This is a genomic window from Mesorhizobium sp. LHD-90 (genome assembly GCF_030929505.1).
Classification (GTDB): Bacteria; Pseudomonadota; Alphaproteobacteria; order Rhizobiales; family Rhizobiaceae; genus Kumtagia.
The window spans coordinates 59632-75024 of sequence record NZ_JAVFVV010000021.1; the positions used below are offsets into that span (position 1 = coordinate 59632).

17 protein-coding genes are annotated in these 15393 nt (G+C 64.8%); 5 read left to right on the forward strand and 12 right to left on the reverse strand.

Annotated elements, in window-relative coordinates:
- From RB623_RS24920 to RB623_RS24935, 4 genes are all read right to left on the reverse strand, one after another.
- Positions 1–1266, reverse strand: coding sequence for a glycerate kinase (locus tag RB623_RS24920; RefSeq protein ID WP_308059806.1), 1266 nt, complete (start codon positions 1264–1266; stop codon positions 1–3).
- Between the two features lie 39 nt (positions 1267–1305).
- Positions 1306–1803 (reverse strand): heme-degrading domain-containing protein, encoded by a 498-nt coding sequence (locus tag RB623_RS24925; protein ID WP_308059808.1) that lies wholly within the window; start codon positions 1801–1803, stop codon positions 1306–1308.
- A 153-nt stretch (positions 1804–1956) separates the two neighbouring features.
- Positions 1957–3270, reverse strand: a complete 1314-nt coding sequence (gene guaD / locus RB623_RS24930; RefSeq protein WP_308059809.1) for a guanine deaminase — start codon at positions 3268–3270, stop codon at positions 1957–1959.
- Positions 3267–4490 (reverse strand): urate hydroxylase PuuD, encoded by a 1224-nt coding sequence (locus RB623_RS24935; protein ID WP_308059811.1) that lies wholly within the window; start codon positions 4488–4490, stop codon positions 3267–3269. The genes guaD and RB623_RS24935 overlap by 4 nt, the downstream gene beginning before the upstream one ends.
- Positions 4491–4634: 144 nt before the next feature.
- Between RB623_RS24935 and RB623_RS24940 the strand changes: the two genes are divergently transcribed.
- Positions 4635–5555, forward strand: a complete 921-nt coding sequence (locus RB623_RS24940; protein WP_308059812.1) for a LysR family transcriptional regulator — start codon at positions 4635–4637, stop codon at positions 5553–5555.
- 58 nt (positions 5556–5613) lie between these two features.
- Here RB623_RS24940 and RB623_RS24945 read toward each other — a convergent pair whose 3' ends face one another.
- Complete coding sequence (locus RB623_RS24945; protein WP_308059813.1) at positions 5614–5982, reverse strand: hypothetical protein; 369 nt, start codon at positions 5980–5982, stop codon at positions 5614–5616.
- A gap of 385 nt (positions 5983–6367) precedes the next feature.
- Here RB623_RS24945 and dps point away from each other — a divergent pair, with 385 nt between their 5' ends.
- Positions 6368–6850: a DNA starvation/stationary phase protection protein Dps gene (gene dps, locus RB623_RS24950; RefSeq protein ID WP_308059815.1), complete on the forward strand. Its 483-nt coding sequence runs from the start codon at positions 6368–6370 to the stop codon at positions 6848–6850.
- A gap of 80 nt (positions 6851–6930) precedes the next feature.
- Here dps and RB623_RS24955 read toward each other — a convergent pair whose 3' ends face one another.
- The 3 genes from RB623_RS24955 to RB623_RS24965 form a co-directional block, all read right to left on the reverse strand.
- Positions 6931–7611 carry a glutathione S-transferase family protein gene (locus RB623_RS24955; RefSeq protein WP_308059816.1) on the reverse strand — a complete coding sequence of 227 codons (681 nt, stop codon included), beginning with the start codon at positions 7609–7611 and terminating at the stop codon, positions 6931–6933.
- A 26-nt stretch (positions 7612–7637) separates the two neighbouring features.
- Positions 7638–8384: a DUF899 domain-containing protein gene (locus tag RB623_RS24960; RefSeq protein WP_308059817.1), complete on the reverse strand. Its 747-nt coding sequence runs from the start codon at positions 8382–8384 to the stop codon at positions 7638–7640.
- A 98-nt stretch (positions 8385–8482) separates the two neighbouring features.
- A complete protein-coding gene (locus RB623_RS24965; RefSeq protein WP_308059818.1) occupies positions 8483–8956 on the reverse strand; it encodes an SRPBCC family protein in 474 nt (157 codons plus the stop codon).
- Between the two features lie 111 nt (positions 8957–9067).
- On the opposite strand from RB623_RS24965, the gene RB623_RS24970 reads away from it, so the two are divergent.
- Positions 9068–9589 (forward strand): helix-turn-helix domain-containing protein, encoded by a 522-nt coding sequence (locus RB623_RS24970; RefSeq protein WP_308059821.1) that lies wholly within the window; start codon positions 9068–9070, stop codon positions 9587–9589.
- Between the two features lie 76 nt (positions 9590–9665).
- On the opposite strand, the gene RB623_RS24975 is transcribed toward RB623_RS24970, so the two are convergent.
- From RB623_RS24975 to puuE, 4 genes are all read right to left on the reverse strand, one after another.
- The gene (locus RB623_RS24975; protein WP_308059822.1) at positions 9666–10259 is read right to left on the reverse strand and encodes a nucleoside deaminase; all 594 of its coding nucleotides are present in this window, start codon (positions 10257–10259) and stop codon (positions 9666–9668) included.
- Positions 10256–10762: an ureidoglycolate lyase gene (locus RB623_RS24980; protein WP_308059823.1), complete on the reverse strand. Its 507-nt coding sequence runs from the start codon at positions 10760–10762 to the stop codon at positions 10256–10258. The genes RB623_RS24975 and RB623_RS24980 overlap by 4 nt, the downstream gene beginning before the upstream one ends.
- A gap of 205 nt (positions 10763–10967) precedes the next feature.
- The gene (locus tag RB623_RS24985) at positions 10968–11801 is read right to left on the reverse strand and encodes a bifunctional allantoicase/(S)-ureidoglycine aminohydrolase (RefSeq protein WP_308059824.1); all 834 of its coding nucleotides are present in this window, start codon (positions 11799–11801) and stop codon (positions 10968–10970) included.
- A gap of 9 nt (positions 11802–11810) precedes the next feature.
- On the reverse strand, positions 11811–13253 hold the full coding sequence (gene puuE / locus RB623_RS24990) for an allantoinase PuuE (RefSeq protein ID WP_308059825.1): 1443 nt from the start codon (positions 13251–13253) through the stop codon (positions 11811–11813).
- A 174-nt stretch (positions 13254–13427) separates the two neighbouring features.
- On the opposite strand from puuE, the gene uraH reads away from it, so the two are divergent.
- Together uraH and xdhA are read left to right on the forward strand one after the other, a co-directional pair.
- Positions 13428–13793, forward strand: a complete 366-nt coding sequence (gene uraH, locus RB623_RS24995; protein WP_308059826.1) for a hydroxyisourate hydrolase — start codon at positions 13428–13430, stop codon at positions 13791–13793.
- A 2-nt stretch (positions 13794–13795) separates the two neighbouring features.
- Positions 13796–15271 (forward strand): xanthine dehydrogenase small subunit, encoded by a 1476-nt coding sequence (gene xdhA, locus RB623_RS25000; protein WP_308059827.1) that lies wholly within the window; start codon positions 13796–13798, stop codon positions 15269–15271.
- The last annotated feature ends 122 nt before the right edge of the window (positions 15272–15393 follow it).

Below are 15393 nucleotides of genomic sequence, written 5' to 3' on the forward strand. Positions count from 1 at the left end.
TTATTTCACCAATATCGCCCTGAGATCGTTGACGTTCGTCCCCGTCGGCCCAGGCACGAACAGATCGCCGGCGGCGTTGAAGGCCGTCCAGGCGTTGTTGCCGGCAAGCATGGCCTTGGCATCCGCGCCGGCGGCACGCATGCGCGCGATGCTCGACCCGTCAGCGAAGGCGCCGGCATTATCCTCCGAGCCGTCGATGCCGTCGGTGTCGGCGGCGAGCGCGTGGATGCCGTCGAACCCGTCGACACCAATTGCGAAGGACAGCAGGAACTCGCTGTTGCGGCCGCCCTTGCCACCCTTGGACCGAAGCGTGACGGTGGTTTCGCCGCCCGACAGCATCAGGATCGGCCGCGCGAACGGCCGGCCGCGCAGCGCCACCTCGCGGGCTATCGCCGCATGCATGGAGCCGACGTCACGCGCCTCGCCTTCGATGGAATCGGACAGGATGACGGCCTCCATGCCCAGCCGCCGCGCTTCCTCGGCGGCGGCGTCCAGCGAGACGGCGGCCGAGGCGATGACATGCACTTCGCTGGCCTTGAAACGCGGATCGTCCGGGCGCGGCGCGTCAGCCGCGTCCGACGCCAGATGCGCCATCACCGCTTCCGGCAACTTCATGCGAAAAGTCTCGACGATACGCAAAGCGTCGGCGCGCGTCGCGGCTTCCGGCACGGTCGGGCCCGAAGCCACCAACGCGGGGGCGTCGCCCGGAATGTCGGAGACCACCAGCGACACCACCCGCGCCGGCCAGGCGGCGGCCGCAAGCCGCCCGCCCTTGATCGTCGACACATGCTTGCGCACCGTGTTCATCGCCGAGATCGGCGCACCCGACGCCAGCAGCGCCTCGTTGACGGCGATCTCGTCGGCGAGCGACAGCCCGGCCGGCGGCGACGGCAGCAGCGCCGAGCCCCCGCCCGACACCAGCGCCACCACAAGATCGTCCTCCGTCAGGCCAGAGACCGCCGAAAGCAGCCGCTGCGACGCCGCCAGACCGGCCTCGTCCGGCACCGGATGCGCGGCCTCCAGAATTTCGATGCGTTTGCATTTCGTCGCGTAGCCGTAGCGGGTGACGACAACGCCGGTGAGCGGCCCGTCCCAGGCGCGTTCGAAGGCGGCCGCCATCTGCGCCGAGCCCTTGCCGGCGCCGACCACGACGACGCGCCCCTTCGGCCGCTTCGGCAGATGCTTGCGGATCGTCAGTTCCGGATCGGCGGCGGCCACGGCAGCCTTGAAGATCGAGGTGAGGAAATCGCGCGGCTCGAATGTCATTCGAAGAATGCCCCCGATGAAAAAAGCTGGCCGCAAATATCAGGCGGCGGGCAGGGCAAGAGCGGCATGGTCGAACCCGAGGTGATCGCAGAGCGTGGCAACGATCACCGCATGGTCCTGGCGCTCCGGCAGGCCGGACACGGCGATAACGCCGATGACGCCAATACCCTTGACGGTGATCGGAAACCCGCCGCCGGCCAGCACGTGATCAACGGGATCGAGCCCGTCCGCCGGCGGAAAGGTGCGGTCTGGCCGCGCCTTCTCATGCACCAGCCGATAGGTGCTCTTGTGGTAGATTCGGACCACGTTGCGTTTGCGCCGCGCCCAGTTGGTGTTGCTGGCGGTCGAGCCGGGCAGTGCCGCATAAAAGAGCGGCCGGTCCCAGAGTTGGATATCGATCACGATCGGCAGCTTTTCGGCCAGCGCCTTTTCGCGCAGCGCCGAGCCGATGGCGAAGGCGGTGGCTTCGTCGAAGACGGGAAAGACGAGGGCTGCTTCCTGTTCGGCGATCTTGGCGATGTCGTCGGCAGTGGCCATCGATTTTCTTCCCGTCATCGAGTTGCTTGAGCGCGGCATGGAAGGGTGAGCCGCAGGGAACGGTCTGTTTGTTTCGGCATGATGCCGCGGCGACGCGGTATCTCGCGCGGGCCGAAAAAAGTAAACCGTCCCCCAGCAATCGATTCCGGGCGGTCAAACGCCGATGGCGCTCTTCGACGGCTCGCCCGCCACATAGACTTCGGCCACCGACCGGTCGTCGCCCAGCGTCTGCAGCAGGAAAAGTTCTTCGGCCAGCGTGCCGACCGTCTCCATCCTGAGCCGCATGCCGGGCGTGGCGCTGGAAGCGAGCACGGTGATGTCAGCGTCGGTGCCGGGCTCCAGCGTGCCAATGCGGTCGGACAGCGACAGCGCCTCGGCGTTGCCCAACGTGATCTGCCAGAACGAGGCGAGCGGATTGAGCTTTTCGCCGTTCAGCGCGATCACCTTGTAACCCTCGTCCATGGTGCGCAGCATCGAGTAACTGGTGCCGCCGCCGACGTCCGTCGCCGCCGCGATACGCAGCGCCTGGTCGCGCTGGCGAAACCGCTGGTAGTCGAACAGGCCGGACCCGAGGAACAGGTTCGAGGTCGGGCAGAACACCGCCACCGAACCGCTGGCCGACAGCGCGTCGGCCTCGCGTTCCGAAAGATGGATGCAGTGGCCGAACAGGCTTTTTGGTCCGAGCAGCCCGTAACGTTCGTAGACGTCCGTATAGTCCTTCGACCACGGATAGAGTTGCTGGGTGAAGGCGATCTCGGCGTGGTTTTCCGAAAGATGCGTCTGCATGTGCAGGTCGGGATGCTCCCGCATCAGCGCCTGCGCCATCTCCATCTGCTCCGGCGAAGAGGTGATAGCGAAGCGCGGCGTCACCGCATAATGCTGCCGGCCTTTCCCATGCCATTCGGCGATCAGCGCCTTTGTGTCGTCGTAGCCCGATTGCGGCGTGTCGAGCACGCCATCGGGCGCGTTGCGGTCCATCATCACCTTGCCGGCGACGTTCAGCATGTTGCGTGCGTGCGATTCGGCGAAGAACGCTTCCGCCGAAGCCTTGTGCACCGAGCAGTAGGCGGCGACAGTGGTCGTGCCCTGCCGCACCATCTCGTCGAGGAACAGCCGAGCGATCCGCCGCCCGTGCTGGGCGTCGCGGAATTTTGTCTCCTCCGGAAACGTGTAGGTGTTCAGCCAGTCGAGTAGTTCCGCGCCATAGGAGGCGATGACCTGCATCTGGGGCATGTGGACATGGCAGTCGATGAAACCCGGCAGGATGAGATTGGGGCGGTGATCGACCACCTTCACTCCCTCGCCTGCCTTCGCCTTTACCTCGGCGAACGAACCCGACGCGACGATCCTGCCGTCCTCGATCAGCAGTCCGCCATCCTCTTCATAACGGCAGGCGGCAAGATCGTCGATGGTTTCGGGAAAGCGCAGGAAGGAGAGCGTGCGCCCACGCAGCAGTCTTCTGGTCAATTGCGCGCCTCCTCGTACCAGGTCACCAAAAGCGCCCGCTCCTGCGGGGTGATCTGCGTGACGTTGCCGGGCGGCATGGCGTGGCTGCGGCCGGCCTGCAGGTAGATTTCCCTGGCGTGCCTGGCGATAGCGTCGTCGGACTCGAGCACCACATCCTTCGGCGCATGATAGATACCCTCGTACGAAGGTTCGGCGGCGTGGCACATGGCGCAGCGGCCCATCACCGTGTCACGAACCGCCGGAAAATGCGTCGAGGCGACGAGCGGCTGGTCGGCGGCCGGGTCGGCCGCCTGCTCCTCGCCGGTCAAAACCTTCGGCACGGTCGACAGCCAGATGATGATGACGAACAGGATCGTTGCGGCCAGCCAGGTCCAGTGCGGATTGCCTTTCCGCGCATGCTGGGTGTTGAAGAAATGGCGGATCAGCACGCCGATGATGAACACCAGCGAGGCGATGACCCAGTTGAACTGGGTGCCGAACGCCAGCGGATAGTGGTTCGACAGCATCAGGAACAGCACCGGCAGCGTCAGGTAGTTGTTGTGCAGCGAGCGCGTCTTGGCGATCTTGCCGTATTTGGCGTCCGGCTTGCGGCCGGCAATCAGGTCGGCCACGACGATCTTCTGGTTGGGAATGATAACCATGAAGACGTTGCACGACATGATCGTCGCGGTGATCGCGCCGAGATGCAGGAAGGCGGCGCGGCCGGTGAAGAGATGCGTCAGACCCCAGGCCATGAACACCACGATGCAATAGAGCAAGAGCATCAGGACGGTATCGCTCTTACCGTAGAACAGCCGGCAGAGCAGGTCGTAGACGATCCAGCCAACGGCGATCGAGGCCAGCGAGATCAGGATCGCCACCGGCGCCGAGATGTCGAGCACGTTGCGGTCGATCAGGAAGAGATCGGCGCCCGCGTAATAGACGATGGCAAGCATGGCGAAACCCGACATCCAGGTCGCGTAGGATTCCCATTTGAACCAGGTCAGGTGCTCCGGCATCTCGGCCGGCGCCACCAGGTATTTCTGGATGTGGTAGAAGCCGCCGCCATGAACCTGCCACTCCTCGCCATGCGCGCCTGCCGGCAGGCCGGGCCGCTGGCGCAGGCCGAGGTCCAGCGCCACGAAATAGAAGGACGAGCCGATCCAGGCGATGCCGGTGATGACGTGCAGCCATCGCGCGGCAAAGCTCAACCACTCCCAGAAGATCGCGAAATCCAACATCCCAGAACCTCAATCGCCCATCCGATTGTCGCGGCATCGAGCCTATCGCGAAAGACTTGAGATGCACGATGACTTTCAAAAAATTCTGGAAAATAATGATCCCGGGACTGGGCCGCACCGTCCGGCACCAGGGTGGGAGTCGGCATGGCCTATCTGGACAATCTCACGGTCTTCGTCCGCGTCGTCGAGCTCGGCAATCTGTCGGCCGCCGGGCGCGATTTGCGCGTCTCTCCGGCGGTCGCCTCCAACCGCATCAAGGAGTTGGAAAAGCACCTCGGCGTGCGCCTGTTCAACCGCACCACGCGGCAATTGATGCCGACCGAGCAGGGTACGGTCTTCTACGACGGCGCCAAGCGCGTGCTCGACGCCATCGCCGAGGCTGAGGCCGCCGTCAGCGCGCTGTCGGGCCAGCCGCGCGGCACCATCCGGGTCACCGCGCCGCTCGGCTTCGGCCGCCGCTTCATCGCGTCCGGCATTCCGGAGTTCCGCGACCGTTACCCGCAGATCGAGGTGCGGCTCAGGCTCTCGGACCACAATGTCGACATCATGAAGGAGGGCATCGACGTCGCCTTCCGCCTCGGCCTGCTGGAGGATTCCAGCCTGCGCATGCGCGGCATCATGGAATGCGAGCGGGTGCTGGTCGCCTCGCCGAAATATCTGGAGGCGCGCGGCGAGCCGACGGAGCCGCAGCAGTTAATCGACGACGGCCACGACTGCCTGATGCTACGCTTTCCCGGCATGCGCGAGCATTTCTGGACGCTGGCGACGCCGTCCGGTCCTCACAAATACGAAGTCCACGGTCCCTTCGATTCCGACGACGGCGACGTCCTGACCGGCTGGGCGCTGTCCGACCGCGGCATCATCAACAAGCCGCGTTTCGAGATCGAGCCGTTCATCCGCGACCGGCGGCTGAAGGTCATTCTGCCGGAATCACCGCCGACGCCGGTTCAACTTGCCGCCGTCTACCCGCACAAGAAGCTTCAGGACCCGAAAGTGCGCCTGCTGCTCGACTTCATGGCCGAGCGCTGCCAGCGGCTGATCCGGGACATTTTGGCCGGAAAATAACCCGTACCCCGCGGCCGGGCGGGATGCGGGCAAGGACTGCGCTGCCTGACGACTGGCCTCACCAGGGCCGGCTCCAGTCGGCGAAGGTGAGGCCGTGCGCGCCGTCGCGCAGGTCCGATTCCTGCTCGGTCGCATCGCCGAAACGCCGACGCAGCCGGCCGGTGAGATACCCACCGGCGAAGAAGCTGGATATCTGAACCCAGAGCAGCCACAGGGCCGCAGCGATTGCATAGCCCATGACGGACAGTCCCTCGCCTTCATAGGCGGAGGTGAGCGACAGGCCGAGCGCCGAGCCGAAGGTCAGCAGCACGAAGGATACGGCCGTTGCCAGCAGCGTTCCGGCAAGGATTGCCGGCCAATCGACATAGCTGCGATCGTCGGCGACGATGCCGGTGGTCGCGGTTGCGGGATTTTCGGCGATAGCCATGGTCGTTCCTCCGACAGATTGCGTTGTTCCGGCGCGAGAAAAGTTCAACGGAGCCCGAACAGCGACAGAACCGCGAGAACGACGACGACAAGGCCAACCAGATAGATGATGCCGTGCATGGTAACCTCCTGTCTGCATTTGGCAGTGGAAACCAAACAGGCGGAGAGGAACAAAGTTCCGCCACAATGCAGTTTTGCCGGCGGACCCGGGGGTCAGGGGTGCCTCCGGCCACGTCCCGAGAACAATGTCCGTCGCGTGGTCCGCGACATTTTCGCCCGCCGTGAACTTCCGTCATGCGGTTGCGTTATGGACGCGGCGCCATGACCGGTTGAATATTCGGACGGCCAGGCCGACTATGTCCGCATCACTGCTTGAGGGCTCCCAAATGATATCGACCCGCAATGATCTGAAATCCAACGTCAGGAAGACTTCGATCGAGATCCTGAATGCCCGGCTCGCCGAGGCCATCGACCTGGCGCTAATCACCAAGCAGGCCCACTGGAACGTAAAGGGTCCACAGTTCATCGCCATCCACGAGATGCTGGACGGTTTCCGCACCGAACTGGACACCCATGTCGACACCATCGCCGAGCGGGCCGTGCAGCTCGGCGGCACGGCGCTCGGCACCAGCCAGGTCGTCGCCCAGGAGACGCCGCTGGCGGCCTATCCGACCGACATCCACAAGATCAAGGATCACCTCGCCGCGCTGATCGACCGCTATGCCGCGACGGCTAAACACGTTCGCGCCGCCATCGACGAGGCGGACGAGGCCGGCGATGCCGACACCGCCGACATCTTCACCGCCTATTCGCGCGCGCTCGACAAGTCGCTGTGGTTCCTGGAGGCGCACACGCAGGAAAGCGCCTGAGCTACGAGATGGGCGCCCGTGCCGCAGCGCCCATCGCGCACTCAATCGTCGATCGCCTGGTCATCATCTCCTCCAGAGGTTCAGACGCTGGGCGGGGTGAGCACCGGCTTGTCCGGCAGCGGGTACATGTGGAAATACGGCTGCGCCTCACCGAACACGCGGGCAATGGACGGCCGCATAAGCAGGCGGCCGTAGTAGGCCCTGAGCCGTTTCTGATCCTGGCCGATCGGCACCAGCGTATGCCCATACATCAGCGCCGGCGCCGCCGCGCAATCGCCGAGCGAAAAATCCTCGCCGGCGATCCAGGTCCTATCGCCGAGGTCGCTTTCGAGGACGGCATAGGCTTTGGCAAGCTGTGCCCGCGCCTGCTCGACGCCGAACGGGTCGCGCTTGCCTTGCGGCCGCAATTCGTCGGCCACGATCCCTTGCATCGGCTCATGCACATAAAAATCGAAGAACCGGTCCCAGAAGCGCACCCGCCACGCGGCGTCGGCATCGGCTGGCACGAACCGCACCGGGCCGGGATGGAACGTGTCGAGATACTCGATGACGATCGTCGACTCGGCCACCGTGGCGCCGCGTTCCTCATCCACCAGCACCGGCATCTTGGCCATCGGCCAGATCGCCTTGAAGGCGGCCGCCGAGTCCGGATTGCCGAAGTCGACGACCACCGGCTCGAAGCTGGTCCCGTTCTCGTAGAGCGGAATCAGCACCTTGTGGCAGAACGACGCCAGCGGGTGGAAATAGAGTTTTAGAGCCATCGGCAGCCTCCCGGTCTTGCGCTTTGTCAGTTCTCGAAGAATGGTTGCGAAGGGTTGGCGAAGGCAACGCGGCCCTGCGGCTCCTCCCATTCCTCCTGCCGCCCGAGCGGCGTGAGGTCGAGCCAGTAATAGGACCCGCCGACCATCTCGGCCCCGCGCCCGTAATTGGAATAGGTGTGGTAGATCGTGTTGCCGTCGCGGAGGAAGACGCTGCGGCCAGGCTGCTCGGTGGATTTGTCGCCTTCGAAATAATAGCCGGTGCCGGCTTTCTCGTGCTCGGCGATGGTCTTGTAGTTATAGGTGTCCGCGCCGCGCTTCGGGTCGATGGTGGCCTGGAAATCGTAGTTGAAGTCGGAGCCGAAGGACGAATACCAGGGAAACGTCCAGCCGCGCTCCTCCCTGTAGCGCTCCAGTTTTGCGAGCGGCGCGCGCGATACATGCGCCAGCGAGGTTGCGCGAGCGTTGAGGTGCCGGATGAGGCCCTCGGAAATCTCGTCGGCCGAGCCGGTGCAACCCTGGCACCCCTTCTCCCAATCCGGGTCGAACATGAAATGGACGACGATCAACTGCCGCCTGCCCTCGAACAGGTCGAGCAGCGTGGCTTTGCCCTCCGGCCCGTCGAACACATAATCCTTCTCGACCTTGACCATCGGCAACTCGCGGCGCGTGATGCTCAGCCGATCCCTGGCGCGCGTCATCTCCTTTTCCTGATCCAGCAGCGCCTTGCGCGCCGCCAGCCATTCCTCTTTCGAAACGATCTCGGGAAGTGCCATGGCTTTCTCCTTCCAACCCGTCGTCCGCCATCGAGTGCGGACGCTGTATCAAGGACGGCCGGGCCGGGGCGGCGCCGACATCCGGCGGCGCGAAAACTTCACGCCTGTTTCGCCGCGCTGTCCAGATAGGTGGCGAGCATCTCGAACAGCCCGCGGCAACCCTCTTCGCGGTCCTTCACCTGGTCCTTGCCGTCGAGAAAGGCCGCCTGCTCGGTGTAGGTGAGTTTTGTGCCGTTGCCGTCGGGTAAAAATTCGATGGTGGCGAGCGAAGCCGAAAATGGCGTGTCGCCCATCAGCATCGAATAGGCGAAGACGATGCGCCGGTCGGGCACGATGTCGAGATAAACGGTATCGTTGCCCATGGGCGGCCCGTCGCCGAAGCGGAAGCGGCTGCGTTCGAAGCCGCCGACACGGAAATCGCTTTCATAGCTGTCGGTCGTCCAGCCTTCACCGTCGACAAACCATTTGCGCTTGTGCGCCGGATCCGAAAACGCCTTGAAGACGACGGTCGGCGAAAAATCGTAGTGGCGCTCTATGATGAACGACGCATGCTCGACGGAATGTTTCGACATGATCTTCTCCCTTCGCCGCCTGTCGGCGGGCCTAACCAGTTGCAATTTGCAAGCAGTTGAAACTTAGCTAGACTGATGGCATATTGCAACTGGTTTTTTCCGGAGACATGAATGGATGCGGTTTCGGACCACCGCTCGGGGTGCCCCATCAACCTGACGGTCGAGATCCTGGGCGACAAATGGAGCCTGCTGATCCTGCGCGACATGATGTTCGGCAACCGCCGACATTTTCGCGATCTGCTGACGCATTCGCAGGAGGGCATCGCCTCCAACATCCTTGCCGACCGGCTGAAGCGGCTGGTCGAGCAGGGGATGCTGACCAAGGCCGACGACCCCACGCACAAGCAGAAGGCGATCTACAGCCTGACCGAACGCTCGATCGAGCTGGTGCCGGTCTTTGCGCAGATCGGCGCCTGGGGCTCGAAATGGCTGCCGGTCAGCGAGGAACTGTCGATCCGCGCCATCCTGCTGGAGCAGGGCGGGCCAAAGATGTGGGAGCAGTTCATGCGCGAGTTGCGCCGCTCGCATCTCGGCGAACACGTTTATGCCGATCCGGGCGAGGTGCCGGTCTGGATGCAGTTGAAGGCTGCCTACGAGGAGGTTGTGGCGCGCCGAGGACGCAGCGGCGCCTGACGCTCGCGATGGCGTTAGCGCCGTTCACCGCCCATTCTTGTTCTGCCTCGATGGGCGCGCCAGTCGGTTCGCCCTGTCAGTTCAGCGGGATGTCGTTGTCGGCCTTGCCGTCCTGGTACTCGGCCGACAGCCCGTCATAGATCTTCGAGATACCGGCGATGCGCGCTTCCAACCTGGCACGTTCGGCCTCCGGCAGGTCGCGCACCAGCTTGCGGATGGAAAAGCTCTTCCAGTAGGCGTTTTCCGCCCGGTAGCCGCCAGGTTCGAGCGTGAAAACCTCCTTGAGGATCTTCAGGTCGTGCGGGATGGCAAAGCTGTCGCGCGAATCCTCGTGGCTGAACAGGTAGAAAAAATTGTCGAAGCCTGTCCAGGTGATAGCCGAGAGGCAGAGCGAGCAGGGCTCGTGGGTGGCGAGAAACAGGCAGTCCTTCGTGTCTGGCTGATCGGCTTTCGGCAGCTCGTAGAAGCGTTTCAGGCAGTGCACCTCGCCGTGCCAGAGCGGGTTTTCCGTCTCGTTGTTGGTCTCGGCAATCACGACGGAGCGGTCTTCCTTGCGCAGGATCGCGGCGCCGAACAGCTTGTTGCCGTGCGCCACGCCTTCCTCGGTCTTCGGCACGATGTCGTGCTCGATCACGTCGAGCAGCCGGTCGATCAGGGAAACCTCGCTCATCGGGCGGCCTCCGGTAGGCGGATTTCGTAAGGCTCCTCGAAGAAGAATTCCTCGAGGTTGTTGTCGTCGCCGCCGCGGTCGACGATGACGAAATCCTGCGCCTCGCCGATCGGCGTCAGCACGCCGTGCCAGCTATTGCGCGGGTAGTTGATGCCCTGGCCCGGCCCCGCCAGGAAGGCGTGCGGGATGCCCGGCCGACCGTCCTCGTCATGGCAGACGACCACCAGGAACGGCCTGGGTTGCAGGGGGATGAAGGCCTGGCTGCCGAGCGGATGGCGCTCGACCATGGCGAGCTTCAGCGGGAAGTCGTAGGGCGTGCCGCGCACGGTCGAGATCAGCACGCGGGCGTTAGGACCTTGCGCGTCCGCCGCCGCCAGTGCGTGAAAGCGTTCCGCCTTGCCGCCGTTGATGGGGAAATGATGGTCGCCGCCGATCTCGATGACCTGGCCGAACTCGGCGAAGTTTTCGCGGGTAAGCGGTTGGGCGGTGATGATCCGGGTCATTGGCGCTGCCTTTCACCCTCCCCCTTGTGGGGAGGGTCGGCGAGCGGTCGAAGCGAAGCGAAGAACGCGAGCCGGGGTGGGGGTGAGGCATTTCCTGCGAGCGGAGCGGTGGCAGCGGTGCTACCCCCACCCCGCCTTACGCATGTCGCTTCGCTCCATGCGTTCGTCGACCCTCCCCACAAGGGGGAGGATAAAAGCAGCGCCGTCATCGCCCAAATCCCCCCAGCTTGGCGTGCCGGTTGACATCCTTGTAGAGCAGGTAACGGAACTTTCCGGGACCGCCGGCATAGCAGGCCTGCGGGCAGAAGGCGCGCAGCCACATGAAGTCGCCGGCCTCCACCTCCACCCAGTCCTGGTTGAGCCGGTAGACCGCCTTGCCCTCCAGCACATAGAGCCCGTGCTCCATCACATGCGTCTCCGGGAACGGGATGACGCCGCCCGGCTCGAAGGTCACGACGGTGACGTGCATGTCGTGGCGGACGTCAGTGGGGTCGACGAAGCGGGTGGTGGCCCAGCGCCCCCCGGTGTCCGGCATGGCGGCCGGCTCGATCTCCTGCTCGTTGGCAAAGATGGCCTGCGGCGGTTCGATGCCGTCGACGAATTCGTAGGCTTTTCGGATCCAGTGGAAGCGCGCCGGCGTGCCGCCGTTGTTGCGCAGGTTCCAGTTGCTGCCGGGCGGGATGAAGGCATAGCCGCCCGGCGTCATCCGGTGCGTCTTGCCAGCAAGCGTCACCGTGATCTCGCCTTCGACCACAAAGATCACGCCCTCGGCGCCTGCATCCGGCTCCGGCTTGTCACTGCCGCCGCCGGGCAGCACCTCCATCACATACTGCGAAAAAGTCTCGGCGAAGCCGGACAACGGCCGGGCGATCACCCAGGCGCGCGTCTTCTCCCAGAACGGCAGGTAGCTGGCGACGATATCGCTGAACTCGCGGCGCGGGATGACGACATAGGCTTCGGTGAACACGGCCCGGTCGGTGATCAGGTCGGTCTGCGGCGGCAGGCCGCCTTTGGGCGCGTAGTAGCTGCGGGCGGTCATGGTCGTTCCTCAGGCGGGCAGGATATCCTTCAGCCTCAGGAGCGCGATGCGCTCCACCTGGCCGCAGGCTGTTGCGAATTCCGTGGCGCGGTCGTTGCCGATGCGGGTTTCGAAGGCAGACAAGATCTCCGCCTTCGTTCGCCCCTTGACCGCGATGATGAAGGGAAAGCCGAATTTCTCGACATAGGCGCCGTTGAGCTCGGTGAAGCGGGCGCGCTCGGCGTCGGTCAGCGCGTCAAGCCCGGCCGAGGCCTGCTCCCTGGTCGATTCCACTGTCAGCCGCTTCGCCTGCGCCAATTTTCCGGCGAGATCGGGATGCGCCTTGAGCACGCCGAGCCGCTCGTCTTCGGAAGCCGAGCGGAAGGCGCGGCAAAGCGCGTTGACGAGGCCGCCGGCGCTGTCATGCGCCGGGCCGAGCTCGAGCTCGAAGGCGCGCTCGGCGATCCACGGCGAATGCTCGAAGATGCCGCCAAACTTTTCCACGAACTCCTCGCGGCCCAGGCGCGAGGGGCGCAACGCCGGGGCTTGGTATGGATGGGTCTCGCGCCAGTGGCGAGCGATGTCGATGCGGCGCGGCAGCCACACGCGCTCGTGGCTCTTCACATAGTCGATGAAGCGCTTCAGCCCGAGCACGCGGCCCGGCCGGCCGACGAGCCGGCAGTGCAGGCCGATCGACATCATTTTCGGCCGTCCCGCCTGGCCCTCGGCATAGAGCGCGTCGAAGGCGTCCTTCAGATAGGCGAAGAACTGATCGCCATTGGTGAAGCCGGCCGAGATGGCGAAACGCATGTCGTTGGCGTCGAGCGTGTAGGGGATGATGAGCTGCGGTGGGATCGCGGCGCCGTGGCCGTCGTGGTCGAGCCAGTAGGGTAGGTCGTCGTCATAGGTGTCGGAGACATAGTCGAATCCGCCCTCTTCCGCTGCGAGCCGCACCGTGTTGGTTGATGTCCGGCCCGTATACCAGCCGGTCGGCCGCTTGCCGGTGACTTCCGTATGCAGGCGGATCGCCTCGGCCATGTGGGCGCGCTCTTCCTCCGCCGAGGTGTCGCGGTAGTCGACCCATTTCAGCCCGTGCGAGGCGATTTCCCAGCCGGCCTCCTGCATGGCAGCGACCTGGTCGGGCGAGCGGGCGAGCGCCGAGGCGACGCCGTAGCAGGTGGCCGGAACCCCGGCCTCGGTGAACAGCCGGTGCAGCCGCCAGAAGCCGGCGCGCGCGCCATATTCATAGATCGATTCCATGTTCCAGTGGCGCAGGCCGGGCCACGGCTGCGCGCCGGTGATCTCGGACAGGAACGCTTCTGAGGCGGCGTCACCGTGCAGCAGGCAGTTCTCGCCGCCCTCCTCGTAGTTGACGACGAACTGCACCGCCACGAGGGCGCCGTTCGGCCAGCGCGGATCGGGTGGATTGGCGCCGTAGCCGCGCATGTCCCGGACATAACGTTTGGGGGTCATGGAGTGGCCGTTTCCTCTTTGTTGTCTGGACGATAGCGGATGGAGCGGCAAGCCGATCCCCACGAAAAATTTGAAAGTCTTTTTGTGGCGCTCCGCTTCCCTGCGACTGCAGCATGGCCTTTAATCCATGCACGATCCAGGATCGCGTTCGAACGTACCACGGAGGGAGGCCGAATGGCGAAGGCAGAAGGCGGGCGGCTGACCACCCATGTGCTCGACACCGCGTCCGGAAAGCCGGCGGCCGGGCTAAAGATCGCGCTCTATCGTGTCAGCGGGAATTCGCACACGAAGCTCAAGACGGTCGAAACCAACGCCGACGGCCGGTGCGATGCGCCACTGCTGGAGGGGGCGGATTTCAAGGTCGGGCAGTACGAGCTGATTTTCTTCGCTGGCGACTATCTGCGCTCCATCGGCGCGGCGCTGCCGGAGCCGGCCTTTCTGGATCAGGTACCGATCCGTTTCGGCATGGCCGAGCAGGCGCACTACCACGTGCCGCTGCTGATCTCGCCCTACGGCTATTCCACCTACAGGGGGAGCTGACCGTGGCCAAGGCGAAACCCAGGTCGGAAATCCGCTTCATCCTCAACGGCGAGGACGTGGCGCTCTCCGACGTCGCGCCGGACGAGACATTGCTCGACTGGCTGCGGCTGGAGCAGCGGCTGCGCGGCAGCAAGGAGGGCTGCGCCGAGGGTGATTGCGGCGCCTGCACCGTGCTGGTCGGCCGGCTTTCCGGCGGAAAACTGGTCTATGAAAGCGTCAATGCCTGCATCCGCTTCGTCGGCTCGCTCGACGCCACCCATATCGTCACCGTCGAGCATCTGAAGGGCAGGGACGGAGAACTGCATCCCGTGCAGCAGGCGATGGTGGATTTCCACGGCTCGCAATGCGGCTTCTGCACGCCCGGCTTCGTCATGTCGCTCTACGGCCTGTGGATGCGCTCGCCACAGCCGTCGGACGCCGAGATCGAGAAGGCGCTGCAGGGCAATCTCTGCCGCTGCACCGGCTATGAGGCGATCATGCGCGCCGCCCGCGCCATCTCCGGCTACGGCAAAGCGGCGAAAGACCCGCTGCTCGCCGAGCGCAAGGCGATCGCGGCAAGGCTGGCGGCGCTCCGGGACGGCCGCCGCGTCGAGATCGGCGAAGGCAAGGCGCGTCTCGTGGTGCCGGCGTCGCTCGACGATTTCGCCGCGGTCTATGAGGCCGAGCCGAAGGCTACCGTGGTAGCCGGTTCCACCGACGTCGGCCTGTGGGTGACCAAGCATATGCGCGAGATTTCGCCGGTCGTCTTCATCGGCGGCATCGACGAGCTGAAGGGCATTTCGGAGACCGGCGGCGCCATCGCGATCGGCGCCGGCGTCACCTACACCGAGGCGTTCTCGCGGCTCGCCGACCGCATCCCGACCATGGGCACGCTGCTGAACCGCCTGGGCGGCGAGCAGGTGCGCAATATGGGCACGATCGGAGGCAACATCGCCAACGGCTCGCCGATCGGCGACACGCCCCCACCGCTGATCGCCCTGGGCAGCCGGCTCACGCTGCGCAAGGGAGCGGAGCGCCGGACCATCCTGCTCGAGGATTTCTACATCGCCTACGGCAGGCAGGACCGCCGGCCCGGCGAGTTCGTCGAGAGCGTCATCGTTCCGCTGCCGGCAAAGGACGAGAAATTCGCCGTCTACAAAATATCGAAGCGTCGGGACGAGGACATCACCTCGACGCTAGGCGCCTTCCGGCTGGCGCTTGCCGAGGATGGCACGGTGGCGTCGATCCGCATCGCCTTCGGCGGCATGGCGGCGACGCCGAAGCGCGCCTCGGCGGTCGAAGCCGCGCTGGTGGGTAAGCCTTGGACAGAAGCGACGGTCGAGACCGCGCTCATCTCCTTCGAGACCGACTTCACGCCTTTGACGGACATGCGCGCCAGCGCCGAATACCGTATGCTGGCGGCGAAAAATCTGCTCCGGCGCTTCTTCGTCGAGACGACGGGCACGAAGGCGCCGGTTCAGGTCGGGCGCGCGGCTTGATGGGACCTATGTCGGACATGTGGACGTTCGCGCTCCTTCGCACCCCCCTCTGTCCTACCGGACATCTCCCCCTCAAGGGGGGAGATTGGTTGGCCGCTTTGATTTCGCCAATCGCCAACGGT